This window comes from Micromonospora sp. WMMD1120, from assembly GCF_029626235.1.
In the GTDB taxonomy this organism is placed as follows: domain Bacteria; phylum Actinomycetota; class Actinomycetes; order Mycobacteriales; family Micromonosporaceae; genus Micromonospora.
In genome coordinates, this window is record NZ_JARUBO010000005.1 from 5,768,020 (window position 1) to 5,794,201 (window position 26,182).

Here is a 26,182-nt window from a genome sequence, read left to right on the forward strand (position 1 = left end):
CAGTCACTCGACGGTTGTCAGCCGCTCGTTGACGGCCCGGATCACGGGAACGCGTCGCTCGGCGGGTGGCAACGCCGGCCATGAATCGACAAGTGCTTGCTCCAGGCGGCTGATCCTGAGCCCTCGCCGGACGACGACGTGCGGTGGTTCGATGAGCAGGTTGCGGCGGCGATGCACGACCAGCCCAGGTCGCGAACGCAGACCCGTGCTCGCCGGTGTGCTCAGGTGCAGCAGGTCACCGCTACTCTGCGCGCGCAGTCCCCACGCGTGCAGCGCACTGAGGTGGCTGAGCGCGCCGCCGCCGTCCGCCCAGGTGAGCGCGGCTCGGTGGCCCAGCGCCGGGTCCAGTCGACTGATCACCGGAGCACCCGGCCGCTCACCGACCAGGTGCGCCGCCACGAACACCTCGGGCAGAACCCGTAGCAGCTCACCCGTACGGCAGGCCTGCTGAAGCGTCCACGACGGCACGACCTGCGTGGCCGTCGGGAGGGTCACCAGCCCTCCGCCGAGCGCCACCAGTTTCCCGAGCACCGCGTTCACACCGGGAACCATGGCGTCCCACCCGAGCCCTCGCAAGCAGCTGCGCGAGCTCCTGTGGACAACAGCCGCGCTGTGGATGACGCCCGCCGCGCTGTGCTTCCTGGTATGCGCTCCGATCGGTGGCAACTGAGCAGTTCGACACGCCGACGTCTGCGCTGCTCAGCTGCCACCGATCGGCGAGTCGGCTGCGGGAGCCTCAGCTCGGCACGTCGCGGCGGCGGAACGCCACCGCGCCGGCGGCCAGCAGCAGCGCGGCCACAGTGGTCAGCACGACCACCGGCAGCGCCGCCGGGTCCGTCGCGGGCACCGCGGGCACATGGGTGTACGGCGACAGGTCCAGCGCGGCCTGCGGCAGCTCCAGCACAGCGCCGAGTTGCCCGAGCAGGAGGAAGACCAGCAGAGCCGTCCAGGACAGCACCACCGAGAGGCGGGGCAGCAGTCCGAACAGGGCGGTGACCACCCCGGCCACCACCAGCAGGGCGGGCAGGCGCAGCAGCGCGGCGCCGCCCAGCGCGACGGTCTGGCCGAGCGGGTCGCCGGTGACCAGGCCGTACCCGAGCCCGGTGGTCAGGCCGGCGAGCAGCAGCAGGGCGGCAGCGCCGAGGATCGCGGCGAGCACCTGGGTGCCGAGCCAACGGGTACGACTCACGGCGGTGGCCAGGGCGGCCTCCAGCACCCCGTCGGCCTCGTCGGCGCGGACGCGCAGCAGGGCCTGCACCACGTACGCGCCGAGGGTCAGCGCGAAGAGGCCGAGCATCGCGGAGAGGTAGGCGTCGATCAGCTCGCCACCGCCACCCATCGCGTTGATCGCCTCGGCGGCGGCCGGGTTCTGGTCGATCATCGCGTTGAACTCGTCACCGGCGACGCCCATGCAGAGGCCGAACACCGCCACCCCGACGGCCCAGCCGAGCAGCGTGCCGCGTTGCGTACGCCAGGCCAGCCCGGCGGGGCTGAGCAGCCGTGGCGTCCCGGTCGCCGGCCCGCGCCGGGGGGCGATCAGCCCGGCGCCGAGGTCGCGTCGCTCGGCGAGGGCGTACGCCACGGCCACCCCGACGAGCAGCAGCGCGACGGGGAGGGCGAGCACCCACCAGCGGTCGCCGGCGTAGGCGTGCACCTGGTTGCCCCAGCCGAGCGGGGAGAGCCAGGACGGCCAGGCGCTGCGGACCCGGGTCCCGTCGGCGCTCTGCTCACCGAGCACGTCCCCGGCGGCGCGCAGGGCGAAGAAGAGCCCGACGGCGGCGGCGGCGAGCGCGTTGGCGCCACGCGCGGTGACGGAGAGCTGGGCGGTGACCGCGGCGACCGCCGTGCAGGAGATGCCGACGCCACCGATCGCGGCGGCTGCCGCCACCGACCCGGCGACCGGCAGGTCGGCGCCGATCAGGGCGAGCGCGAGCAGCGCGGCGGCCAACACGTTCGCCGCGACGATGACGGTCAGCGCGGCGGTCAGCGGCGCGTACCGGCCGACGACGGAGGCACCGAGCAGTTCGGCCCGGCCGGTCTCCTCGTTCTGCCGGGTGTGCCGGACCACAGCGAAGGTGCTCAGCAGCGCGACGATCAGCGCCAGCGTCACGTACGTCTCGGCGACCACCACCGCGCCGAGGTCGGTGCCGGCGATCGGGCCGTTGAACGCCCGGGCGACCAGGCTGGACGCCGACGTGGTGGCGTACACCTGGCGGGCCGCCTGGTCGGGGTAGACGCCGGTGACGCTGCCGGCGAGGGCGTAGCCGAGCAGTGGCGTGCCGAGAATCCAGATCGCGAGGCGGACCCGGTCGCGGCGCAGCACCAGCCGGGCGAGCCGGGGCGCGCCGGTGAGGGCGCTCATCGGACGCCCGCCCGCGGGCTCCGCGCGCTCGGGGCGGCGGGGTCGTCGCCGTAGTGACGCAGGAAGAGCTGCTCCAGGGTGGGTGGCGTGCTGGTCAGCGCGCGCACGCCGAAGCGGACGAGCTGCCCGAGCAGCTCGTCGAGGTGGGCGGGCTCGACCTCCAGGTGGGTGCGCCCGTCGGCCGCGTGCACGTCGTGCACCCCGGGCAGCGTTTCCAGCCCGGCGACCGGCCGGACGGTTTCGACGGTCACCGCCGTGCGGGTGAGGTGGCGCAGCTCGGCGAGGGTGCCGGTCTCGACGGTGCGGCCCTCGCGGATGATGCTGACCCGGTCGCAGAGCGCCTCGACCTCGGCGAGCACGTGGCTGGAGAGCAGCACCGTGGCGCCGGCCTGCTTGATCCGCCGGACCTCGTCCTGGAACACCGCCTCCATCAGCGGGTCGAGGCCGGAGGTCGGCTCGTCGAGCACGTACAGCTCGACCGGGGAGGCGAACGCGGCGACGATGGCGACCTTCTGCCGGTTGCCCTTGGAGTAGGTGCGGCAGCGGCGGGTCGGGTCCAGGTCGAAGCGGCGCAGCAGCTCGTCGCGACGCTTCGGGTCGAGGCCGCCGCGCAGCTGGCCGAGCAGGTCGATGGCCTCTCCGCCGGTGAGGTTGGGCCAGAGGTTGACGTCACCCGGCACGTACGCCAGGCGGCGGTGCAGGCGGACGGCGTCACGCCACGGGTCGGCGCCGAGCAGGTCGACGTCGCCCGAGTCGCGGCGGAGCAGGCCGAGCAGGACCCGGATGGTGGTGGACTTGCCGGAGCCGTTGGGACCGAGGAAGCCGTGCACCTCCCCCTGGTCCACGCGCAGATCGAGCCCGTCGAGGGCGCGGATCGTCCCGAACGTCTTGACCAGGTTGTCGATGGAGATGACGGGCATGGCCCCTCCTGCGTTGACGGTGTCGACCGACCTCACTGTACTGACCGCTGGTCAGCACAATCAACGGTGATTGTGCCCACTGGTCAGGACGTGGCTAGGCTGGCCGGCATGACCGCCGATCCCGCGGACGACACCCGCACCCGGATCCTGCGCGCCGCCCTCGACCTCTTCGCCGAACACGGCTACCAGCGCACCTCGCTGCGGCAGATCGGTGAACGTCTGCGGCTGACCAAGACCGCGGTCCTCTATCACTTCCCAGCCAAGGAACACCTGCTCGCCGCCCTGGTCGAGCCGTTCGTCGCCGACCTCGAGGCGCTGCTCGACTCGGCCCGGACGCAGCCCACCGAGGTGGCCCGGTGGACCGTGCTGGAGGGCTGGGTCGACGTCATGCTCGCCCACCGTCGACCGCTCGGCATGCTGTTCCACGACATCGCGTTGATCGGGCGGGGCGACACGTACCACCGCCTGATGCAGATCGCGATGCGGGCCAACGATCTGATCGCCGGGCCGGACGCCGGTCGTCGGGAACGGGTACGCGCGCTGCAGGCGGTCGCCGCGTGCAGCGACGCGGTGGTCTTCTTCACCGACGTGCCCGACGAGGTGCTGCGCGAGGACATGCTCGACGGCGTACGTCGGCTGCTGGCCCCGGCCGGGGCGTCCTCAGGCACGGGCGCACCCGCCGGGTCGCCGCCGGGCACCGGCGCGGCGGCGGCGCCGGGCGCGGCCACGGCGGGCCCGGCGCTGCGCGGGACCCCGACGGAGTCGGCCCTGAGCGGCGCGGGCCGGCGGCGGCCGGGACGACCCCGGGCGTTGGGCAGCGATCAAATCGAGGCGGCCCGGCGGATGCACGCGGCGGGCACCCATTCGGTGGACGCCATCGCCGCCGCCCTGGGCGTCTCCCGGGCGACCGTCTACCGCCACCTGGGCACGCCGTAACGAGATAGTTCTGCGACAGTTCCGCGACGGTTTTGATCCGCAGTCAGGCGGCGAGCGTGGCGTAGCGGCCGTTGCGGTCCAGCAGGCTGTGGTGGGTGCCGGCCTCGACGATCCGGCCGTGGTCGAGCACCGCGATCTGGTCGGCGTCGCGGACGGTGGAGAGCCGGTGCGCGATGGTGATCGTCGTGCGGCCCCGGGCGAGCACGTCGAACGCCCGCTGCACGGCCCGTTCGGTCTCGGTGTCCAGCGCGCTGGTGGCCTCGTCGAGGACCAGGATGCGCGGGTCGCGCAGCAGCGTACGGGCGATGGCGAGGCGCTGCTTCTCGCCGCCGGAGAACCGGTGGCCACGGGAGCCGACGACGGTGTCGTACCCGTCGGGCAGCCCGGCGATCAGGTCGTGGATCTGCGCGGCGCGGGCGGCGGCCTCGATCTCGGCGTCGGTGGCCCCCGGCCGGGCGTAGCGCAGGTTCTCCCGGACGGTGGTGTGCAGCAGGTAGGTTTCCTGGCTGACCACGCCGACGATCGCCGCCAGGTCGGCCAGGCGCAGGTCGCGCAGGTCGACGCCGTCGATGGTGACCCGGCCGGCGGTCGGGTCGTGCAGTCGGCTGACCAGCCCGGCGAGGGTGCTCTTGCCCGAGCCGGTCTCGCCGACCAGGGCGAGGCTGGTGCCGGCGGGCACGTCCAGCGTGATCCCGGCGAGGGCCGCGGTGTCGCTGCCCGGGTAGCCGAAGGTGACGTCCTCCAGGCGCAGGTGGCCCCGGACCCGGGCCGGGTCGAGGTGGACCGGTTCGGCGGGGTCCGCCACGTCGACGGGCAGGTCGAGGTACTCGAAGATCCGGGCGAACAGCGCCAGCGACGAGGTGAGCGAGACGCCCACGTTGAGCAGCCCCATCAGCGGCCGGAACAGGCCGCCCTGCAGGGCGGTGAAGGCGACCAGGGTGCCGATGCTCAGCGTGCCGGCCGTTCCGGGCAGCCCGGCGGCGAGGTAGATGACCGCCGGTACGGCGGCGAAGATGATGCTCATCGAGGCCATCCGCCAGCGGCCGGCCAGCTCGCTGCGCAGCTCCAGGTCGACCAGGCGCTCGGAGGAGGCGGTGAACCTGTCGATCAGCGCGGGGCCGGTGCCGAGGGTCTTGGCCAGTTGCACGCCGCTGACCGACAGGCCCTCCTCGACGGTGACGTTGAGGTCGGCGAGTTCGCGTTGCCGCTGGGCGGTGATCTCGCGGCGCATCCGGGCCACCCGGCGGGTCAGCCAGATCGCCGGCGGCAGCACCACGAGCGAGACCAGGGAGAGTTGCCAGGAGAGCGCGACCATCGCGACCGCCGTGGCGACGACTGTGGTGAGGTTGGCCGCGACGGCGGTGGCGGTGGAGGTGACCACCGACTGCATGCCGCCGATGTCGTTGGTGATCCGGGACTGCACCTCGCCGGTGCGGGTGCGGGTGAAGAAGCCGAGCGACTGGCGCTGGAGATGGCGGAACACGTCGGTGCGCAGCTGGTGCATGACCCGCTGGCCGACCTGGGTGGAGAGCCAGGTCTGCACGACGCCGAGCGCGGAGGTCACCGCCGCGACGGCGACCATGCCGAGGACCAGCCAGACCAACAGGGTCACGTCACCCTGCGGCAGGGCCGTGTCGATCACCGCGCGGAGCAGGAACGGTGAGGCCATCGCGATGATCGAGGAGAGCACGATGATCGCGGTGACGGTGGCCAGCGCGGGCCGGTGCGGGGTGAACAGGCGGCCGATGCGGCGCAGCGACACCTGCCGGGCCTGGGCCTTCTCTTCGGCGCTGACGGTGCGGTGGCCGCGGTCGCGGCCCGTCGGGGTGGATTCCAAGGGTTGCTGCCTCTCGTCGGAAACAATGCTGAGGTTACCTCATCATGAGGGAGCAACCACGTTTGCTGCTACGGTATTCCGGTGATCGCGCACACCGCCGAGGGCGCCGACGACGAGAGCCTGGCCGAGACGTTCTGGGCCGTCGCGTCCCGGTTGCGCCGGCAGACCCGCGACGCCCTGGCCCCGTGGGAGATCACCCCGAGCCAGTCCCGGGCCCTCGGCGTGCTGGCCCGGCACGGCGAGGTACGCCCCGGCACCCTGGCCGAGCACCTACGCATCGCGCCCCGCTCGGCGACCGAGGTGATCGACGACCTACAGACCCGCGGGCTGGTCGAGCGCCGGGCAGACCCGACCGACCGCCGCGCGACACTGGTCGCGCTGACCGCCGAGGGCGAACGGCTCGCCGCCGCCATCCGGACCGCCCGGCGGGCCGAGGCCGACCGCTTCTTCGGTCACCTCGGCGACGGCGACCGCGCCGAGCTGGCCCGGATATTGCGTACCCTGCGCGGCTGACCGGCGGGGTTTGCCCGCGCCGCCCCCGGGTAGCCAGCGGCCCCGTCCCGGGGTGAGGCGACAGGAGACGCTCGTGCCGCTGGTGTCACACCGCAACCACCGCCCCCGCTGATGTGTGGCATCAGCGGGGAGGCGCGCTTCGACGGCCGGCCGCCCGACGCCGCGGCGGTCACCCGGATGACCGAGGCGATGCGCTCACGCGGCCCGGACGGCGAGGGCCTGTGCACCGACGGCTGGGTGACCCTCGGGCACCGCCGGCTGACCATCATCGACCTGTCCGACGCCGGCGGGCAGCCGATGGTCCGCGACGACCTGGGGCTGGCGCTGGTCTTCAACGGCTGCGTCTACAACTATCCGGAGCTGCGCGAGGAGCTGCGCAACGCCGGGTACGCGTTCGCCTCCACCAGCGACACCGAGGTGATCCTGGTGGCGTACGCGCACTGGGGTGAGCGTTTCGTCGACCATTTGGTCGGCATGTTCGCGATCGGGCTGGTCGACCGGGTCCGGCGGCGGCTGGTGCTGGCCCGCGACCGGCTCGGCATCAAACCGCTCTACCTCGCCGAGACACCCGGGCGGCTCCGGTTCGCCTCCACCCTGCCCGCGCTGCTGGCCGCCGGCGACGTCGACACCGCCATCGACCCGGTGGCGCTGCACCACTACCTGTCCTGGCACTCCATCGTGCCCGCGCCGCGCACCGTGCTGCGCGGCGTGCGCAAGCTGCCACCGGCGACGCTGCGGGTGATCGAGGCGGACGGGCGCAGCCGCGAGGAGGTCTACTGGCGGCCCGACTACGTACGGGAGCCTGCCGACGCGGGGATGGACGCCGCCGACTGGCGGGCCGCCGTCGGTGACGCGCTGCGCACGGCGGTACGCCGACGGCTGGTCGCCGACGTGCCGGTCGGGGTGCTGCTCTCCGGTGGACTGGACTCCAGCCTCATCGTGGCGCTGCTCGCCGAGGCGGGCCAGCAGCACCTGCGTACGTTCAGCATCGGTTTCGACAGCCGGGGCGGCGAGACCGGCGACGAGTTCCACTACTCCGACCTGGTGGCCCGCGCGTACGACACCGACCACCAGCGGATCCGGCTGGCCGACGACGACCTGGTGCCGGCGGTGCGCGACGCCGTAGGGGCGATGACCGAGCCGATGGGCAGTCACGACGTGGTCGCCTTCCACCTGCTCTCGCAACAGGTGGCCCGGCACGTGAAGGTGGCCCAGTCCGGGCAGGGCGCCGACGAGGTGTTCGCCGGCTACGGCTACCACCAGCCGCTCATCGAGGCGCCCCGACACGGCGCCACCGAGACGTTCGCCGCCGCGTTCTTCGACCGCGACCACGACGAGCTGCGCGACCTGGTCGGCCCGGCGTACGCGCTGGGGCACGACGCCAGCCGGGACCTGCTCACCGACCATCTCGCCGCCCCCGGGGCGCAGACCGCGCTGGACGCCGTGCTGCGCCTGGACACCCACCTGATGCTGCCCGACGATCCGGTCAAGCGGGTGGACAGCATGAGCATGGCGTGGGGCCTGGAGGTGCGCACCCCCTTCCTCGACCAGGACCTGGTCACCCTCGCCGCGCACTGCCCGCCCGAGCACAAGGTCGCCCAGGGCGGCAAGGGCGTGCTCAAGGAGGTGGCCCGGGAGGTGCTGCCTGCCGAGGTGATCGACCGACCCAAGGGCTACTTCCCGGTGCCGGCGCTGCGCAACGTCGACGGCCCGGTGCGGGAGCTGGTCGCCGAGGCGTTGCAGGCGCCGCCCGCCCGCGAGCGCGAGCTGTTCCGCCCGGAGTACGTGGCCCGCCTGCTCGCCGAGCCGGACCGGGCCGAGGCGGCGGCCGGCAGCAACAAACTGTGGCAGCTCGGCCTGCTGGAGCTGTGGCTCCAGACGCACGACATCCGGTGAGCGCCCCGACGGTCAGGCCGCGCTGGTGCGGGCGACCAGGTCGTCGATGACGGCGCGCAGGTCACCCGTGCGCTGCAGGACCCGCCGCTGCCGGGTCGCGCCGGTGCCGTCGCGCCGCAGCCGGGCCAGTTGCGCCACCACGTACCCCAGGTCGCCGTGGCGCAGCAGGGCCGGGGCGATCAGCGCCACCAGCTCGTCGACGAGCGACCAGGCGTCCCGGGTGCCGCCGGCGCGCAGGTCGATCAACTCACCGTCGAGACCGTCGTGGGCGGCCCGCCAGTGCGCGGCGGCGACCAGACAGTCCCGCAGGGGCGGGGCGGTCACCCCGGCCCGCACGTCCTCGGCGAGGGTGGCCACGAGCGAGCGGGCCAGCGCGGCGACGAGCACCGCGTCGTCCACCTCCGGGCAGACGTCACCCACCCGGATCTCCACCGTCGGGTACGCCGACGACGGCCGGGCGTACCAGTAGACCATCGCCGCGTCGAGCATGATGCCGGCGGCGATCAGCTCGTCCACGGTCCGGTCGTAGTCGGCCACCGAGTCGAAGTACGGGGTCGGACCGATGCTCGGCCAGCGTTCCAGCTGCATCGACCGCCAACTGGCGTGCCCGGTGTCCCGCCCGTCGTGCAACGGTGAGTTGGTGGTGACCGCCTGCACCACCGGCAGCCACGCCCGCAGGTGGTTGCAGACCTGCACGGCCAGCTCCCGGTCGGGCAGTCCGACGTGCACGTGGCAACCGCACACCGCCGGGTCGTGCGCCACCGGCCCGTACCGGCGCGACATGGCGTGGTAGCGCGGCTCGTCGGGCACCGTCCGGTGCGGTTCGGCCAGCGGCGTGGCGCCGACCGCCACCAGTCGGGCCCCGGCCGCCGTCGCGGCCCCGGCGGCGGAGCGGCGCAGCGCCACCAGGTGGGCGCGCAGCTCGGCGAGGTCGGCGCAGACCGGCGTGACCATCTCCACCATGCTGTGCCGGAACTCCTGGCGGCTCTGGTTCCGCGCGGCGCCGCGGAGCGCGGCCAGCACCTCGTCGGCGACCGGCAGGTTCCGCCCGGTGTCCGGGTCGAGCAGCAGGAACTCCTCCTCCACGCCGAGCGTGAGGAGGGACAGGTCGGGCGCGGTGGCCGTGGCCACCGCCGGACGGTACGCCATGGCCACCTCCGTCCACCGCCGCGACCACGGATGGACCCGTGCCGCGGCGGTTCGGGTTCCCGGCTCGTCCCGGGGCAAACGCCCCGCCCGGAACGGGACGCGGTGTCCGATGACGGACGATCGACGCCGCACGGCCGACGTGTCGCGGGGCTGCGCGGCTCCCCAGTGGAGGTTGTCTGGGACCATGCAGGAATGCTGATGCGTTGGCGCGGTTCGCGGTGGCTCCACATCACCCTGGGTCTGGTGGCCGGCGCCGCCGCGGGGCTGGCGGTCTACCTGGCGAGCCGGCTGACCGGGCCGGCCCTCTTCGCGCTCTGCGGCACGACGGCGGGCGGCGTGGCGGCGCTGGTGGTGTCGGCGTACTCGCGGTTCTTCCAGTTGGCGGAGGTGACCGTCGCGGTTCCGCAGTTCAGCGAGCTGCGGTTCGTCGTCACCCGGGACAACAAGCAGACCGCGTGGCGGCTGTTCGTGGAGGCGGTCACCCGGGTGTCCGGGCAGCCGCTGGGGACCGGCACCGGCCTGGTCCGGGAGGCCCTGACCTCGCTGTACCAGCTCTTCGGGATCACCCGTGAGGTGCTGAGCCAGGCCGCGCCGACGATCCGGACCACCGGACGTCCCACGGTGGAGCACCTCGGCATCGCCATGCTCAACAACGAGCTTCGACCGTTCCTCTCCCGCTGGCACCCGCGTCTGCGGGCGTGGGAGCAGGCGCACCCGGACGAGCCCGAGTCGTCCTGGCCGGACGACGCGCAGTGCCGTGCCGAGCTGGAGGCCATGCAGCTACGGCTGTTGCGCTACGTCGAGGGTCTGGGCGAGCTGGCCCAGGTGCCCAACGTGGAGGACGTGATGCGGGGCATCCTCGCCGACGCACCGGCCGTCCCCGGCCAGCCGATTCGGCGGTCCGCCGTCACCGACCTGTAACCGCCCCGGCGGGTCAACCCGCCGCGACCTCCGCCGCGCGGGCGCTGAGGAAGGCCCGTTCGGCAGCGTTGTCCGTCAGGGCGACGGCGCTGCGGTACGCGTCGACGGCCTCAGGGGTGCGTCCGAGTCGTGCCAGCAGGTCGGCGCGGACCACGTGGTGCGGGTGGTAGCCGTCCAGGTCGAGCCGGTCCACCTCGGCGAGCGCGACCGCCGGTCCGGCCACCTCGGCGAGCGCGACAGCCCGGTTCACCGCGACCACCGGGCTGGGAGCGAGCGCCGTCAGGTGGTCGTACAGCTGGAGGATCTGCGCCCAGTCGGTGTCGGCGGGGCGCCGGGCGGCGCTGTGCACGGCGGCGATCGCGGCCTGGATCTGGTACGGACCGGGCCGGTCGCGGCGCAGGCAGCGGCGGACCAGCGCCTGTCCCTCGACGATCAGCGCGGCGTCCCAGCGGCTCCGGTCCTGCCGGGGCAGCGGAACGAGGTCACCGTCGCCGGTGGTTCGCGCGGCGCGCCGGGAGTCGGTCAGCAGCATCAGCGCGAGCAGACCGAGCGCCTCGGCCTCGTCCGGCATCAGGTCGACCAGGAGCCGGGTCAGCCGAATCGACTCGGCGCACAGGTCGGCGCGGGCCAGGCGGGTGCCGCTGCTGGCCGTGTACCCCTCGTTGAAGATCAGGTAGAGCACCGCGAGCACGGCGTGCAGCCGGTCGGGCAGGTCGGCGTCGCGCGGAATCCGGTACGGGATGCGGGCGTGCCGGATCTTCGACTTGGCCCGGACCAGCCGTTGCGCCATCGTCGGCTCGGACACCAGAAAGGCGCGGGCGATCTCGGCGGTGGTCAGTCCGCCGAGCAGGCGCAGGGTGAGAGCGACCCGCGCGGTCGGGGCGAGCGCCGGGTGACAGCAGGTGAAGATGAGCCGAAGTCGGTCGTCGCGCACCGGTCCCTCCTCGACGGGTCCGTCGGTGGCGTACAGGAGCGCCGCCTGGGCGTGCCGGTCGGCCCGGGAAGCGTCGCGGCGCGCATTGTCGATCGCCCGGTTCCGGGCCGTGGTGATGATCCAGCCGGCCGGGCTGGGCGGTGGGCCCGTCCTCGGCCACCGTTGCACCGCGACGGCGAAGGCATCCTGGACGGCCTCCTCGGCGAGGTCGATGTCGCCGAGGAGGCGGACCAGGACGGCGACCGCGCGCCCGTACTCCGCGCGGAACACCGCCTCCACGTCCGGCACTATCAGTCCCCGGACCCGTCGTGGAAGGGGCGGACCTCGATCGGCAACGTGGTGGCCAGCGCGTAGCGGCGGCCCCAGTCCAGGGCGGCGTCCAGGTCCGGCACGTCGATGATGGTGATGCCGCCCAGGTACTCCTTGCCCTCGGCGAACGGGCCGTCGGTGACCAGCACCTCGCCGTCGCGGACGCGCAGCACGGTCGCGGTCTCCGGGCCGTGCAGCCCCTGACCGAAGACCCACGAGCCGGTGGACGCCAGCTCGTCGCGCAGCTCGCCGAGTTGGCGCATCACGTCGGCGAGGAAGTCCGGCGCCGGCGGCGGCCCGCCCTGCGGCGGATGCTGGATGCTGAGCAGGTACTGCGTCATCGTTCCTCCTCGCGGCGGTGGCCGGCGCGTTACCGGCCTCTCCCCCTCCACACGATCGGCGACCATCCGGATCGACGGTCCGGAGGGAAATTCTCGCCGCGCTGTTCCACTGCCGCCTCGTCCAGGCGGACCCAACGCTGTCGTGTCCCTTTGCTCTGCACCCACGGATGCGACAGGTGCGTATGCCCGAATTGCGAGCGTGCCCGCCCGAACCGCAACCCGCGAACATGAGGACCGCGCGTGCTTCGCCGCGGATTCAGGGTGGTGCCTCCGGGGGTGCAGAGCAAAGGATGGAGATGGCTTCGGTTCGTGGCGGAGGAAGACCTGCTTGCGACCCGGAGCCACGGCCGGGGCGGAGGGCGCACGACCGAGGCCGGCCCGGTCTCGGCGGGACCGGGCCGGCTCGGCCCACGGTGCGACCCGGCCGGTCCGGTCGGCGAACGACCGGCCCGGCGCGGACGCCCGGGTCAGGGGTAGGTGGTCAGGTACACCGTCTGGTTGGCCGCGTTCGCGGTGCCACCGGCATTGTTGATCACCCGGTTGATGGTGCCGACGCCACCGAGGGAGACGGTGACCATGTTGGTGAAGCGCACGTTCGGGTTGACCGGCACCTCGAAGGAGCGCTCCTCGACGACCGAGGGGTTCACGTTGAAGTAGCTGTAGCTACCCAGCCCGAACGCCTGGTGACTGGTCACCGAGTCGGCCACCTTGTACGCGGCGTAGCCCCGGGTCGACCCGTTCATCCAGGCCGCCTGGTTCGGCGGGTCGTACGGCAGCTCGTTCTGGTAGAAGTAGGTCCGCCCACCGTTGCCGTTCCAGATGGTCTGGTACTTCTGGTAGTGCTCGACGAAGAGGCCGTACATGGTGACGTTGTCGCCGTTGACGGTGAGCCCGGTGTCGGCGGTGTTCAGCGTCCACCCGGTCGGCACGCCGCTGGCGGCGTGGTCGGCCCGCCACAGCCACATGTGGTCACCGATCACGTTGTCGCTGTTGACTGTCAACGTGTTGGTGGCCTTGCCGACGTGTGGACCGCCGATGCGGAAGAACACGTCGTGCAGCGAGGTCGGGTTCGAGGCGTGGCTCGCGGACGAGCCGGACGGCCCGACCTCCATCAGCACCGGCGAGTTGGTGGTGCCGGCCTCGAACATGATGCCGGCGACCTTGACGCCGTCCACGTCGGCCACCCGCATGCCCACCGTGCCGTTGTCGGCCTGGATGGTGGCCAGGCCCAGCCCGAGGATCACCGTGTCGGCCCGGTTGACCTGGATCGGCTCGGTGATCCGGTGCACGCCCGGGGTGAAGAGCAGGTGCTTGCCCTGGGCGAGAGCCGCGTTGATGGTGGCGGCGCTGGTGCCGGGCTGGACGACGAAGAACTGCGACAGCGACAGTGACGAGCCGGCCGGGGTCTTGTTGTACCAGCTGGTGCCGGTCGAGTTGGCGCGCAGCGCGGGCACGAAGACCCGGTACTCGCCGCTGCTCGTCACGTACAGGAACGGCTTCTCCCGGACCTGCGGGGTCTGGGCGATGACGGTGTGCGACGGGTTGGGGAAGCTCGGCGCCGGCGCGCCGACGACGCCCTGGAAGACCATGTTCCACACCGAGCCGGTCCAGCCGTTGCCGAACTCGCTGTTGCGGGAGTACCACTGCTGCTGCGAGCCGGAGACCACCAGCCCGTCGATGCGGGTGTCGGCCAGCAGGCCGCCGCTGGACCAGCCGTCGCCACCGTTCCAGAGCTGGATCTGGTTCTGCGCGCCGCGCAGGTGCATCCGCCGGTACGGCGCGGCCTGGGACACCGCCCACCGCTCCACCGTCTGGCCGGCCGGCAGGGTGACCGAGAGGTTCTCGGCGGCCCGCCAGAAGTTCTGGGTGGCGTTGCCGCCGAACCAGAACGCCTCGGTGCGGACGTGACCGTTGAGGTTGACGTCGTCGGGGCTCATGCCGAGACCGGCGACCTGGGTGAAGAAGCCGAGGTTGACGTCGGCGGTGTAGGTGCCGGGCTTGAACAGCACGGCGTAGCGCTGCGGGCCGAACTGGTTGGTCTCCTGCTGCGTGAACAGGGTGTTGAGTCGACTCTGGATCGTCGACGTGGGCGTGCTCGGGTCGAAGACGAACGTGTTCGGCCCGAGGTTGGGGTTGTACGGGTCGGTGGGCGTGACCGGGGGCTGGTTGGTGCCGCCGTCGGTCTCGCCGTAGACCTGGAACTCCCAGAGCGAGTAGCCGTAGCCGGTGCCCCGGGCGGTGCCGTACATCCGGACGTAGCGGCCGGCGCCGGAGACGGTGAGGTTCTGGGTGCCGCCGGTGCCGGTGGTGGTGGAGTAGATCGTGGTCCAGGTGGACCCGTTGTCGGAGGTCTGGAGCTGGAAGGCCCGGCCGTAGGCGGCCTCCCAGAGCAGGTTGACCTGGGTGATGGTGGCGCGGGCGCCCAGGTCGACCTGGAGCCACTGCGGGTCGCTGAACGCGCTGGACCAGCGGGTGCCGGTGTTGCCGTCGACGGCGGCGGCGGCCGGGGTGCCACCGTTCTCGCTGGACGAGGCGGTGGCGGTGCGGCCCTGGGACAGCAGGACGGGGGCGGCCTGCGCGGAGGGCGTGGCTCCGGTCGGGGTGAGCGTCGCGACCAGCGCCACGGTGAGCCCGACCAGCAGATGCCGCACGACCCGGGGACGCGGGCGTACGGATGTAGCACGAGATGTCATGACATCGCCTGTCGATAGGGGGTTACGGACTGCCGAACGGATGGGGGGACGGCGCGCCCGTGACGTCGGGGGTGGTGCCGCCGAGGCGACGCCAACGGGATGGAGAGCGCTCTCGTAGGAGTGTTGCGGCGAGATTGCGGCGGCGTCAAGACATCGATCTATAACACCGTTATTTATCCTGAGAATCAGTTTTTGTGTAATTCGCCGTCGCTCGGGACGGTCGCTGAGCCCACCGCGAGGGTCGCCGCGGTCAGCGGCGGACGCCGCCGTCGGTGAGGAAGCGCGCGATCGGAAGGGTGGCCGCGCCGAGCGCCACCGCGTCCACACCGAGGCGGCACAGCTCGATGGACGCCTGGTCGTACGGCTGGCGCAGCGCCTGCCGGCCGGCCGCGTCCCGGACCGCCGGCAGCAGGTCGCCCAGCGCCATCGCGGCCCAGCCGCCGAGCACCACCCGCTCCGGGTTGAACAGGTTGATCAGGTTGGCCACCCCGGCGCCGAGGTAGCCGGCGGTGTCGTCCAGCACCCGACGGGCGGTGGCCGAGGTGTCGGCGGCGGCGACCAGGGCCGCGAGCTGGGACTCCTCGTCCTCGCCGGGCACCGGTCGACCTCGGCGCGCCTCCCGGTAGCGGTCGATGATCGCCTCCGCCCCGACGTACGCCTCCAGGCAGCCGCGCGCGCCGCACCGGCAGGGCCGCCCGCCGTACACCAGGGTGGTGTGCCCCCACTCCCCCGCGCTGCTGGACGCGCCCCGGTAGGTGGCGCCGTTGGTGACCACCGACGCGCCGACGCCGGAGCCGACCAGCGCGAAGACGGCGTGCCGGGCCCCTCGACCGGCGCCGAACCACATCTCGGCCTGGCCGAGGGTCTTCGCGCCGTTGTCGATGTGCAGCGGCAGGTCGGTGCGGGAGCCGATCAGGCGCTCCAACGGCACCCGGTCCCAGCCGAGGGCCTGGGCGTGCACGACCGCCTCGGCGCCCTGCTCGACCACGCCGGAGACGCCGATGCCGACGCCGAGCACGTCGGCGGCGGCCACCCCGGCCGAGGTGGTCACCGCGTCGATGCCGGCCAGCACGTGCCCGGCCACCAGGTCCGGCTCGGTGCGGGCCGGGTCGAGCGGGTACTCGACGCTGGCCAGCAGTGTCATCGCGAAGTCGAACAGCTCCACCCGCACCCGGGTCTCGCCGACGTCCACGCCGACCAGGAAGGCGAAGCGCGGCGCGATCCGCAGCAGCATGCTGGGCCGACCGCCGTCGGACTCGGCGGCGCCGGCCTCGGCGACCAGCCCCTCGTCGATCAGGTCGGCCACCACGTTGCTCACCGCGGGCTGGCTGAGCCCCGTGCTGCGGACCAGGTCCTGCCGGGTGAGCGGGCCGTCGAGGAAGAGCTTGGTCAGCAGGGCGGACCTGTTGCGCAGCCGCACGCTGCGGTTGGTGGCACGCGCCAGCTCCACTCGTCACCTCGTTCCCGTCGGCCGTCCGTGGCGACTGTAACCGCCCCGTGCTTGACGACCCACCAGCCAACAACTTTAATGACGACATAAATTAAGCCGTGATGTAACTCCCGGGAAACGCCGACGGACCCCGACGGCGCACCCCCGAACCCTGTCCGCAGCCGGCCTCCGTCGCCCCGACCCCTATCGGTGACGGAGGCCGGAGGACCCCCACCACGCACCGGAAGGGCTGACCGTGTCGAGACGACACCTCGGGATATTCACCGCCGCCGTACTGGCCGCCGCCTCGTTGACGGCCTGTGGCGGCTCCGGCGACGACTCCGCCGCATCGCCGAAGACGCTCACCTACTGGGCCAGCAACCAGGGCGCCAGCCTGGAGGCCGACAAGACGATCCTCCAGCCGGAGCTGGACAAGTTCGAGAAGCAGACCGGGATCAAGGTCACCGTCGAGGTGGTCCCCTGGTCGGACCTGCTCAACCGGCTGCTGGCCGCCGCCACCTCGGGCAAGGGCCCGGACGTGGTGAACATCGGCAACACCTGGTCGGCGTCGTTGCAGGCCACCGGCGCGCTGGTCGAGTTCGACGACGCCACCCTGCAGGCCGTCGGCGGCAAGGACCGGATCGTGCCCGCCGCGCTCGCCGCCGCCGGCGCGCCCGGCAAGCCGCCGGCCGCCGTGCCGCTCTACTCCATGGCGTACAGCCTCTACTACAACAAGAAGATGTTCGCCGACGCCGGCATCACCGCGCCGCCGACCACCTGGGAGCAGGTCGTCGAGTACGGCAAGAAGCTGAGCACCGGCGGCAGGTGGGGCCTGGCGATCGAGGGGGCCAACCCGTCGGAGAACGCCCACCACGCCTTCACCTTCAGCCAGCAGTACGGCGGCGAGTGGTTCGACTCGGCCGGCAAGCCGACCTTCGACACCCCGCAGAACGTCTCGGCGATCAAGCGGTACGTCGACTTCATGGCCGCCGACAAGATCACCAACCCGAGCAACGCCGAGTACGCGCAGAACCAGTCGGTGTCCGACTTCGCCAACGGCAAGGCCGCCATGCTGCTCTGGCAGTCCGCCGGCTCGAACCTGAAGACGCAGAACATGGCTGCCGACGCGTACGGGGTCGCGCCGGTGCCGTTCCTGGCCAACCCGCCGGCCGGCGGCAAGAAGGTCAACAGCATGGTCGCCGGCATCAACATGGCGGTCTTCAAGCACACCAAGAACAAGGACGGCGCGCTGAGCTTCGTCAAGTTCATGACCAGCGACGAGGAGCAGACGATCCTCAACAAGACGTACGGGTCGCTGCCGGCGGTGAAGACCGCCGCCACCGACCCGGCGTTCAGCGCCCCGGAGCAGAAGACCATCCAGGAGACCCTGGTCAGCACCGCGGCCCCGCTTCCGCAGGTGCCCGAGGAGAGCACCTTCGAGACCCTGGTCGGCACCGCGATGAAGGAGTTGTTCGCCGACGCGGCGAGCGGCAAGCCGGTCACCGAGGAGTCGGTGAAGGCCAAGCTGACCGACGCGCAGCAGAAGATGCGCTGACCCAGGCGTCACCGGTGGCCGTGGTCGGGCGCTGAGCCCGGCCACGGCCACCGCCTCCGAGAGGACCCCGATGGCAACCAGCACCACCGCGCCGGACGCCGACCGGCGCGAACCCCGGGCGGGGTCGCCGGCCCGGGGGCCGGTCCGCCGGCCCCGCGGCCCGCGCCGCTCGCTCCTGCCGTACCTGCTGCTCGTACCGGCCGTCGTGCTGGAACTCGCCATCCACGTGATCCCCATGGTGGTCGGGGTGTGGATGAGCCTGCTGGAGCTGACCCAGTTCCACATCCGTGACTGGTCCACCGCCCCGTTCGTCGGGCTGGAGAACTACCGGGCGACGCTCGACCTGAACAGCGCCGCCGGCAAGGAACTGCTGCACTCGTTCTGGATCACCCTGGCCTACAGCCTGCTCTCGGTCGGGTTCGCCTGGCTGCTGGGCATCTCGGCGGCGGTCGTCCTGCAACGGCCGTTCCGGGGCCGGGCGATCCTGCGGGCGCTGTTCCTCACCCCGTACGCGCTGCCGGTCTACGCCGCCGTGATCACCTGGAGCTTCCTGCTGCAACGCGACACCGGCCTGGTCAACCACGTGCTCGTCGACCAGCTCGGCCTGCTCGGCGAGCGGCCGTTCTGGCTGATCGGCGACAACAGCTTCTGGTCGCTGCTGGTGGTGTCGGTCTGGCGCAACTGGCCGTTCGCGTTCCTCTGCCTGATGGCCGGGTTGCAGAACGTGCCCGGGGAGCTGTACGAGGCCGCCGCCATCGACGGCGCCGGGTTCTGGCGTCGGCTGCGCTCGGTCACCCTGCCGATGCTGCGGCCGGTCAACCTGGTGCTGCTGCTGGTGCTGTTCCTCTGGACGTTCAACGACTTCAACACCCCGTATGTGCTCTTCGGCGGTTCCGCGCCGGCGCAGGCGGACCTGATCTCCATCCACATCTACCGCAGCTCCTTCAAGACCTGGGACTTCGGCTCGGGCTCGGCGATGTCCGTGGCGCTGCTGCTGTTCCTGCTGGTCGTCTCGGCCCTGTACCTGCTGATCACCAACCGTCGGAGGAGCGAGAATGCGTGAGACCGCCGGTGAGCGCTGGGGTCGGCGCATCGTGCTGACCTTCCTCGCCCTCTTCGTCCTCGTCCCGCTCTACGTCATGGTCACCTCGGCGGCGAAGCCGTTGCAGGACGTGCAGAACGGCTTCACCTGGTGGCCCAGCCGGCCCACCCTGCAACCGTTCGTCGACATGTGGAGCACCGTCCCGCTGGCCCGGTACCTGGTGAACAGCCTGGTGGTGTCGAGCATCGCGGCGGTCTGCTCGGTGGCCGTGGCGATCTTCGCCGCGTTCGCGGTCAGTCGCTACCGGTTCCGGGGCCGGGGCGTCTTCTCGGTGACGGTGCTGTCCACGCAGATGTTCCCCGGCATCCTGTTCCTGCTGCCGCTGTTCCTCATCTACGTCAACCTGGGCAACGCCACCGGCATCGAGCTGTACGCCAGTCGTACCGGCCTGGTGATCACGTACCTGACCTTCTCGCTGCCGTTCTCGATCTGGATGCTGGTCGGCTACTTCGACTCGATCCCCCGGGGCCTGGACGAGGCGGCGCAGGTCGACGGTGCCGGCGCGCTGCGCACCCTGTTCCAGGTCATCCTGCCGGCCGCCGTGCCCGGGGTCGTCGCGGTCACCGTGTACGCGTTCATGACCGCCTGGGGTGAGGTGCTGTTCGCGTCGGTGATGACCGACGAGGGCAGCCGCACCCTGGCGGTCGGCCTCCAGGGCTACTCCACGCAGTTCAACGTCTACTGGAACCAGATCATGGCCGCCTCGCTGGTGGTCAGCGTTCCGGTCGTCGTCGGGTTCCTGGCGTTGCAGCGCTACTTCGTCGCCGGCCTCACCGCCGGCGCGGTCAAGTGAGTCACCCGATCCCAGAGGAGAACCATCCCGTGCCCGACCTGTCCAAGCTGCCACCCGACTTCCTCTGGGGTGTCGCCACGGCGGCGTACCAGATCGAGGGGGCCGTCGACGTCGACGGCCGGGCGCCGTCCATCTGGGACACCTTCTCGGCGACTCCCGGCGCCGTCGACAACGGCGACACCGGCGCGGTGGCCTGCGACCACTACCACCGCTGGCCGGAGGACGTGGCGCTGCTGCGCCGGCTCGGCGTGGACGCGTACCGCTTCTCGGTGGCCTGGCCCCGGGTGATGCCGGAGGGGACCGGGGCTGTCAACGCCGCCGGGTTGGACTTCTACGACCGGCTGGTCGACGCGCTGCTCGCCGAGGGCATCCGGCCGTTCACCACCCTTTACCACTGGGATCTGCCGCAGGTGCTCCAGGACGCCGGCGGCTGGCCGGAGCGGGCCACCGCCGAGGCGTTCGCCGACTACGCGGCGGTGGTCGCCGCCCGCCTCGGTGACCGGGTCGCCGACTGGAACACCGTCAACGAGCCGCTCTGCGTGTGCTGGATCGGGCACCTGGAGGGCAACATGGCCCCCGGCGAGCGGGATCTCACCCGCGCGGTGCACGCCTCGCACCACGTGCTGCTCGGGCACGGCCTGGCCACCCAGGCGATCCGGGCCAACGCCGCCCGGCCCGCCTCGGTGGGCCTGGTCGTCAACCTCAGCCCGATCGAGGCGGCGACCGACCGGCCCGAGGACGTCGCGGCGGCCCGCCGGGCGGACGGGCACGTCAACAGGTGGTGGCTGGACCCGGTCCACGGGCGCGGCTACCCGGCCGACATGATCGACACCTACGGGGTCGAGCCGCCGGTGCGCGGCGACGACCTGGCGGTGATCGCCACGCCCACCGACTTCCTCGGGGTGAACTACTACTTCCGGCAACTGGTGGTCGACGACCCGACCGGGCCGGCGCCGTACGCGAAGCAGGTGCCGGTGCCCGGCTCGGTGGAGACCGCGATGGGCTGGGAGATGTACCCGGCGGGCCTGGAGCGGCTGCTCGTCGACGTGCACGAGGAGTACCGGCCGGGTCGGATCATCGTCACCGAGAGCGGCTCGGCCTGGCCGGACGAGGTCACCGCGGACGGCACGGTGGAGGACAAGGAGCGCACCGACTACCTGGAGCAGCACCTTGCGGCGTGCGCGGCGGCGGTGGCCCGGGGCGTGCCGCTGGACGGTTACTTCGTCTGGTCGCTGCTGGACAACTTCGAGTGGGCGTACGGCTACGACAAGCGCTTCGGGCTGGTGCACGTCGACTACGCCACCCAGCGGCGGACGATGAAGGCGAGCGGGCTGCGCTACGCCGAGCTGATCCGCGCCCACCGGCGGGCCGGCCGTGCGGTCGACACGGCCACGCCGGTGGCCTGACAGGCGGGCGGTACGCGACGGCCGCTCGGGGGTGACCCCGGGCGGCCGTTTCGCGTCCGGGTCGGACGAAACCGCCACCAGAGGGCTCGCCGAGTGGCTAGCCTGCGGCAATGTCCGCAGCACCCGACGAGGTCGAGCAGCCCGAGCCCACCGGGCGGGTGTCCGGCACCGACCGGATGACGGCCTTCAGCGATGGTGTCTTCGCCATCGTCATCACGCTGCTCGTCATCGACCTGCGGGTGCCGGAGTACCACGAGGGCGAGCTGCTGACCGGTCTGCTCGACGAGGGCCCCTCGTACCTCGCCTTCGTGGTGTCCTTCGTCTACGTCGGGGTGCTCTGGCTCAACCACCACGCGCTGCTGCGGCTGATCCGCCGGACCACCCTGGCGCTGAGCTGGATCAACCTCGGCATCCTCTTCGGCACGGTGATCATCCCGTTCCCCACCGCGGTGCTGGCGTCGGCGTTCACCCGGGGCGACACCAACGACCAGCGCGCCGCGGTCGCCCTGTACGCCCTCTCCGCGGCCCTCATGTCGGCGCCCTGGCTGGTGTTCTTCGCCTACCTGCGCCGGCACCCGGCGTTGCTGGAGAACCGGGTCAGCCCGGGGTACGTGCGGGCACAGCGGCTGCGACCGATCACCGGCATCGTGCTGTACGGTCTCGGCGGCCTGCTCGGCTGGTTCGTCAACCCGCTGCTGGGCCTGATCGCCGTCATCGTGATGATCACCTATCACGCGGTGACCAGCCAGGGACTGCACGGGTGGCTCACCCGCCGCTGACCGGCCGAGCGGGGGGCCACGGCGCTACGGCTCCGCGCAGCCGGAGCAGGTCGGCAGGGGTGTCCACGTCGACCGGGGCGCCGACGTCGTCGCAGGGCACCTCGACGACCAGGTCCGGCCGGTCGCGCAGCAGGTCGCGGGCGCCCCGCTCGCCGACGGCGTACTCGTTCAGCAGCGGCCAGGTCGGCCGGCCGAGCACCATCGGGTGCCCGCGCCGACCGGCGTAGGTGGCCACCGCGACCACCGCCCCGCCGGTGTACGCCAGGCGCACCCGGCGCACCGCGACCGGGCTGAGCAGCGGCTGGTCGACGAGGACCACGAGCGCGGCCGGGGTGTCGGCCGGCAGCGAGGCCAGCCCGCGCAGCAACGACGAGCCCAACCCGTCGGCCCAACGGTCGTGGAACACCGGCACCGCGCCGGGCAGGTCGGGTGACTCGTCGGCGCCCGCGCCGAGCACCACGTGCACCGGGTCGCAGCCGCCGTCGCCGAGCAGCCGGACGCCGCGCCGGACCAGCGGTTCGCCGTCCAGCTCGACGAGCGCCTTCGGTCGGCCGAAGCGCCGTCCCGCGCCGGCGGCCAGCAGCAGCCCGGCGACCACCGGCGTCACCCCCGTACGACAGGTTCGCGTTATTCGCCCCGGAATATACCGACAAAGCTACTCTGGGCCGGTGCAGGGCGGACCAGAGAACGTGACGACCACCGATGCGGCGCACTCGTCCCGGGTGGCATTCGAGGTCAACGGCGCGTCCCGGGCGCTCACCCTGGACAACCGCACCACGTTGCTCGACGCGCTGCGCGAGCACCTCGACCTGACCGGGGCGAAGAAGGGCTGCGACCACGGCCAGTGCGGCTCCTGCACGGTGCTGCTCGACGGCCGCCGGGTGAAGAGCTGCCTGGTCCTCGCGGTCACGGTGGACGGTCGGTCGGTGGTGACCGTCGAAGGGCTGGCCGGGTCCGACGAGCTGTCCCCGTTGCAGGCCGCCTTCATCGCGCACGACGCTTTCCAGTGCGGCTACTGCACCCCCGGGCAGCTCTGCTCCGCCCGGGGGATGCTCGACGAGGTCGCGAAGGGCTGGCCCAGCGCGGTCACCGACGACCTCGACGCGCCCGCCGAGCTGACCGACGCGGAGATCCGCGAGCGGATGGCCGGCAACCTGTGCCGCTGCGCCGCGTACCCGCACATCGTCGCGGCCGTGCGGGAGACGGCGAACGCCGGTGCGACGGCGGTGGCGCGGTGAGGGCCTTCCGCTACCACCGGCCCGCCGACGTGGCCGACGCGGTCGCCGTGCTGGCGGCCGAGCCGCAGGCCGCCTACCTGGGTGGCGGCACCAACCTGGTGGACCTCATGAAGCTCGGGGTGCAACGCCCCGAGGTGCTGGTGGACGTGACCCGGCTCCCGCTGGACACCGTGGAGGAGCTGCCCGACGGCGGCCTGCGGATCGGCGCGACAGTCCGCAACAGCGACCTCGCCGCCCACCCGGTGGTGCGCCGCGTCTACCCGGTGCTGGCCCGAGCGCTGCTCGCCGCCGCCTCCGGACAATTGCGCAACATGGCCACCACCGGCGGCAACCTGTTGCAGCGCACCCGCTGCGTCTACTTCCAGGACACCGGCACGGCGTGCAACAAGCGGGACCCGGGCAGCGGTTGCGCCGCCCGGCACGGCCACAACCGCGACCTGGCGGTGCTGGACTGGTCCGAGCAGTGCGTCGCCACCCACCCGTCCGACCTGGCCGTCGCGCTGGCCGCCCTGGACACCGTGGTGGAGGTGCACGGGGCGGACGGCCCGCGCGACGTCCCGATCGCCGACCTCTACCGCTCCCCCGGCACCCACCCGGAACGGGAGACCACCCTCGCCCGGGGCACCCTGATCACCGCCGTCCGGCTGCCGCCACTGCCGGCCGCGCGCCGCTCGACGTACCTCAAGGTGCGCGACCGGGCCTCGTTCGCCTTCGCCGCCGGTTCGGTGGCGGCGGTGCTCGACCTCGACGGCGACGTGGTCCGCGACGTGCGGTTGGCGTACGGGGCGGTGGCGCACCGGCCGTGGCGGGCGTACCGGGCCGAGGAGGAGCTGCGCGGCCAACGGTTCAGCCCCGAGCTGGTGGCCCGGGCCGCCGACGCGGAGCTGGCCGAGGCGCGCCCGCTGCGGCACAACGGCTTCAAGCTGCCGCTGACCCGGGCCATCACCGTGCGGGCGCTCACCGACCTGGCGTCGTCGTGAGCACCGGGGCGGTCGGGCGGGCGCACAGCCGGCTGGAGGGACCGGAGAAGGTCACCGGCGCGGCCCGGTACGCGGTGGAGTACCCGGTGGACGGGGTCACCTACGGCTGGGCGGTGCCGTCGGCGGTGGTGCGCGGCCGGATCACCCGGATCGACACGGCGGAGGCGCTGGCGTCGCCCGGCGTGCTGGCCGTGGTGCACCACGGCAACGCGCCCCGGCTCACGCCCGGCGACCAGCCGGAGCTGTGGCTGTTGCAGGAGCCGGCGGTGCACTACCGGGGGCAGTACGTCGCGGTGGTGGTGGCCACCAGCCTGGAGGCGGCCCGCGAGGGCGCCCGCCTGGTCCGGATCGACTACGACGCAGGCCCACACAGCACGGTGCTGACCGACGACCACCCGGGTCTGTACCGGCCCGACCACGTCAACCCCAGCTATCCGACCGACACCGCCGAGGGCGACTTCGACGCCGGGTACGCCGCCGCGCCGGTGCGGGTGGACGCCACCTACCGGACGCCGGCGTACCACAACAACCCGATGGAGCCGCACGCCACCACGGCGCACTGGCGGGACGGGCGGCTGCTGGTGCACGACTCCACCCAGGGCACGTCGTCGGTGCGCGCCACCCTGGCGCAGATGTTCGCGCTGCCGCCGGAGTCGGTCCGGGTCGTCGCCGAGCACGTCGGCGGCGGCTTCGGCAGCAAGGGGTACGCAAAAGCCTCGGTGGTGCTGGCCGTTCTCGCCGCCCGGCACGTGGACCGCCCGGTCAAGCTGGCGCTGACCCGTCAGCAACTGTTCGGGCCGGTCGGTTACCGCACCCCCACCATCCAGCGGGTCCGGCTCGCCGCCGACACCGACGGGCGGCTCACCGCGATCTGCCACGACGCGATCAGCCAGACCTCCACCGTCCGGGAGTTCGCCGAGCAGACCGCCGTCTACACCCGCAGCATGTACGCCGCGCCGCACCGCCGCACCACCCACCGGCTGGTCCGCCTCGACGTGCCCACGCCGTTCTGGATGCGCGCCCCCGGCGAGTGCCCCGGCGCGTACGCCCTGGAGTCGGCGGTGGACGAGCTGGCCATCGCCGCCGGCGTCGACCCGGTGGAGCTGCGCATCCGCAACGACACCTCGGTCGACCCCGACCAGGGGCACCCGTTCACCAGCCGGAACCTGGTGGCCTGCCTGCGCGAGGGCGCGCAGCGGTTCGGCTGGGCCGGACGTGACCCGTCACCCCGATCCCGGCGGGACGGGCGTTGGCTGATCGGGACGGGTGTGGCCGGGTCGAGCTACCCGGCCCGGGCACGGCCCTCCTCGGCGAGGGCTACGGCCCGGCCCGACGGAAGCTTCCTGGTGCAGGTCAACGCCACCGACATCGGCACCGGCGCCCGGACCGCGATCTGGCAGGTGGCCGCCGACGCCCTCGGGGTGCCGCCGGAGCGGGTGGAGATCCGCGTCGGCGACAGCGACCTGCCGACCGCGCCGCTGGCCGGCGGGTCGATGGGCACCGCGAGCTGGAGCTGGGCGGTGATCCGGGCCTGCCAGGCGTTGCGGGAGAAGCGGCGCGACAACCCCGGCGAGGTGACCGCGGAGGCGGACACCACCGACGAGGTGGGCAACCAACCCACCCGACCCCGGTACGCGTACGGGGCGCAGTTCGTCGAGGTGCGGGTGGACGCGGACACCGGCGAGGTACGCCTGAACCGGATGCTCGGGGTGTTCGCGGCGGGGCGTGTGGTGAACCCGACGACGGCACGCAGCCAGCTCATCGGTGGCATGACGATGGGGTTGTCGATGGCGCTGCACGAGGAGGGTCTGCTCGACGAGCGCTACGGCGACTGGGTCAACCACGACCTCGCCACGTACCACATCACCGGCTGCGCGGACGTGGAGTCCATCGAGGCGTACTGGTTGGACGAGCACGACGACGAGCTGAACCCGGCGGGGGTGAAGGGCATCGGCGAGATCGGCATCGTCGGCGCCGCCGCAGCGGTGGCCAACGCGGTGCACCACGCCACCGGCGTACGGGTCCGCGAGCTACCGATCCGCTTGGACAAGCTCATCGGAGTTTCCGGCTTTGCTTAAATAAGCCGACA

Annotated in this window: 22 protein-coding genes; 12 read left to right on the plus strand and 10 right to left on the minus strand. The window is 72.5% G+C overall.

Annotation, left to right across the window (positions count from 1 at the left end):
• Positions 1-3 precede the first annotated feature (3 nt).
• The 3 genes from O7634_RS26725 to O7634_RS26735 form a co-directional block, all read right to left on the minus strand.
• Complete coding sequence (locus O7634_RS26725) at positions 4-552, minus strand: hypothetical protein (RefSeq protein ID WP_278152881.1); 549 nt, start codon at positions 550-552, stop codon at positions 4-6.
• 184 nt (positions 553-736) lie between these two features.
• Positions 737-2,362, minus strand: coding sequence for an anibiotic ABC transporter (locus O7634_RS26730; protein ID WP_278152882.1), 1,626 nt, complete (start codon positions 2,360-2,362; stop codon positions 737-739).
• The gene (locus tag O7634_RS26735) at positions 2,359-3,282 is read right to left on the minus strand and encodes an ABC transporter ATP-binding protein (RefSeq protein ID WP_278152883.1); all 924 of its coding nucleotides are present in this window, start codon (positions 3,280-3,282) and stop codon (positions 2,359-2,361) included. Before O7634_RS26735 ends, O7634_RS26730 begins: the two co-directional genes overlap by 4 nt.
• Positions 3,283-3,390: 108 nt before the next feature.
• Between O7634_RS26735 and O7634_RS26740 the strand changes: the two genes are divergently transcribed.
• Positions 3,391-4,218: a TetR family transcriptional regulator gene (locus O7634_RS26740; RefSeq protein ID WP_278152884.1), complete on the plus strand. Its 828-nt coding sequence runs from the start codon at positions 3,391-3,393 to the stop codon at positions 4,216-4,218.
• Positions 4,219-4,261: 43 nt separating this feature from the next.
• On the opposite strand, the gene O7634_RS26745 is transcribed toward O7634_RS26740, so the two are convergent.
• Positions 4,262-6,055, minus strand: coding sequence for an ABC transporter ATP-binding protein (locus O7634_RS26745; RefSeq protein ID WP_278152885.1), 1,794 nt, complete (start codon positions 6,053-6,055; stop codon positions 4,262-4,264).
• An 81-nt stretch (positions 6,056-6,136) separates the two neighbouring features.
• On the opposite strand from O7634_RS26745, the gene O7634_RS26750 reads away from it, so the two are divergent.
• Positions 6,137-6,568, plus strand: coding sequence for a MarR family winged helix-turn-helix transcriptional regulator (locus O7634_RS26750; protein WP_278152886.1), 432 nt, complete (start codon positions 6,137-6,139; stop codon positions 6,566-6,568).
• A gap of 111 nt (positions 6,569-6,679) precedes the next feature.
• Positions 6,680-8,464 carry an N-acetylglutaminylglutamine amidotransferase gene (locus O7634_RS26755; protein WP_278152887.1) on the plus strand — a complete coding sequence of 595 codons (1,785 nt, stop codon included), beginning with the start codon at positions 6,680-6,682 and terminating at the stop codon, positions 8,462-8,464.
• Positions 8,465-8,476: 12 nt separating this feature from the next.
• Here the strand turns inward: O7634_RS26755 and O7634_RS26760 are convergent, their stop codons facing one another.
• Positions 8,477-9,613: a glutamate--cysteine ligase gene (locus tag O7634_RS26760; RefSeq protein WP_278152888.1), complete on the minus strand. Its 1,137-nt coding sequence runs from the start codon at positions 9,611-9,613 to the stop codon at positions 8,477-8,479.
• Positions 9,614-9,805: 192 nt separating this feature from the next.
• Between O7634_RS26760 and O7634_RS26765 the strand changes: the two genes are divergently transcribed.
• Entirely contained in the window at positions 9,806-10,534 is a 729-nt protein-coding gene (locus tag O7634_RS26765; RefSeq protein WP_278152889.1) for a hypothetical protein, read from the plus strand.
• 13 nt (positions 10,535-10,547) lie between these two features.
• Here the strand turns inward: O7634_RS26765 and O7634_RS26770 are convergent, their stop codons facing one another.
• From O7634_RS26770 to O7634_RS26785, 4 genes are all read right to left on the minus strand, one after another.
• The gene (locus O7634_RS26770; RefSeq protein WP_278152890.1) at positions 10,548-11,756 is read right to left on the minus strand and encodes a sigma-70 family RNA polymerase sigma factor; all 1,209 of its coding nucleotides are present in this window, start codon (positions 11,754-11,756) and stop codon (positions 10,548-10,550) included.
• Between the two features lie 2 nt (positions 11,757-11,758).
• A complete protein-coding gene (locus O7634_RS26775; RefSeq protein WP_278152891.1) occupies positions 11,759-12,118 on the minus strand; it encodes a YciI family protein in 360 nt (119 codons plus the stop codon).
• 467 nt (positions 12,119-12,585) lie between these two features.
• Positions 12,586-14,811, minus strand: coding sequence for a discoidin domain-containing protein (locus tag O7634_RS26780; RefSeq protein ID WP_278152892.1), 2,226 nt, complete (start codon positions 14,809-14,811; stop codon positions 12,586-12,588).
• Positions 14,812-15,061: 250 nt separating this feature from the next.
• Positions 15,062-16,261: an ROK family transcriptional regulator gene (locus O7634_RS26785; RefSeq protein WP_278152893.1), complete on the minus strand. Its 1,200-nt coding sequence runs from the start codon at positions 16,259-16,261 to the stop codon at positions 15,062-15,064.
• Between the two features lie 235 nt (positions 16,262-16,496).
• Between O7634_RS26785 and O7634_RS26790 the strand changes: the two genes are divergently transcribed.
• From O7634_RS26790 to O7634_RS26810, 5 genes are all read left to right on the plus strand, one after another.
• Positions 16,497-17,795, plus strand: a complete 1,299-nt coding sequence (locus tag O7634_RS26790) for a sugar ABC transporter substrate-binding protein (protein WP_278152894.1) — start codon at positions 16,497-16,499, stop codon at positions 17,793-17,795.
• Positions 17,796-17,865: 70 nt separating this feature from the next.
• Positions 17,866-18,858, plus strand: a complete 993-nt coding sequence (locus O7634_RS26795) for a sugar ABC transporter permease (protein WP_278152895.1) — start codon at positions 17,866-17,868, stop codon at positions 18,856-18,858.
• Complete coding sequence (locus tag O7634_RS26800; RefSeq protein ID WP_278152896.1) at positions 18,851-19,690, plus strand: carbohydrate ABC transporter permease; 840 nt, start codon at positions 18,851-18,853, stop codon at positions 19,688-19,690. Before O7634_RS26795 ends, O7634_RS26800 begins: the two co-directional genes overlap by 8 nt.
• A 29-nt stretch (positions 19,691-19,719) precedes the next feature.
• Positions 19,720-21,096: a GH1 family beta-glucosidase gene (locus tag O7634_RS26805; protein ID WP_278152897.1), complete on the plus strand. Its 1,377-nt coding sequence runs from the start codon at positions 19,720-19,722 to the stop codon at positions 21,094-21,096.
• A gap of 110 nt (positions 21,097-21,206) precedes the next feature.
• Positions 21,207-21,875: a TMEM175 family protein gene (locus O7634_RS26810; protein ID WP_278152898.1), complete on the plus strand. Its 669-nt coding sequence runs from the start codon at positions 21,207-21,209 to the stop codon at positions 21,873-21,875.
• Here O7634_RS26810 and O7634_RS26815 read toward each other — a convergent pair.
• On the minus strand, positions 21,862-22,482 hold the full coding sequence (locus tag O7634_RS26815; RefSeq protein WP_278152899.1) for a nucleotidyltransferase family protein: 621 nt from the start codon (positions 22,480-22,482) through the stop codon (positions 21,862-21,864). The two genes, O7634_RS26810 and O7634_RS26815, sit on opposite strands and share 14 nt — an antisense overlap.
• A 115-nt stretch (positions 22,483-22,597) precedes the next feature.
• Between O7634_RS26815 and O7634_RS26820 the strand changes: the two genes are divergently transcribed.
• The 3 genes from O7634_RS26820 to O7634_RS26830 are packed head-to-tail and all read left to right on the plus strand — an operon-like array spanning position 22,598 to position 26,171.
• A complete protein-coding gene (locus tag O7634_RS26820; protein ID WP_278154089.1) occupies positions 22,598-23,113 on the plus strand; it encodes a 2Fe-2S iron-sulfur cluster-binding protein in 516 nt (171 codons plus the stop codon).
• Positions 23,110-24,093, plus strand: coding sequence for a xanthine dehydrogenase family protein subunit M (locus O7634_RS26825; protein WP_278152900.1), 984 nt, complete (start codon positions 23,110-23,112; stop codon positions 24,091-24,093). Before O7634_RS26820 ends, O7634_RS26825 begins: the two co-directional genes overlap by 4 nt.
• Positions 24,090-26,171 (plus strand): xanthine dehydrogenase family protein molybdopterin-binding subunit, encoded by a 2,082-nt coding sequence (locus O7634_RS26830; RefSeq protein WP_278152901.1) that lies wholly within the window; start codon positions 24,090-24,092, stop codon positions 26,169-26,171. Before O7634_RS26825 ends, O7634_RS26830 begins: the two co-directional genes overlap by 4 nt.
• Positions 26,172-26,182 lie beyond the last annotated feature (11 nt).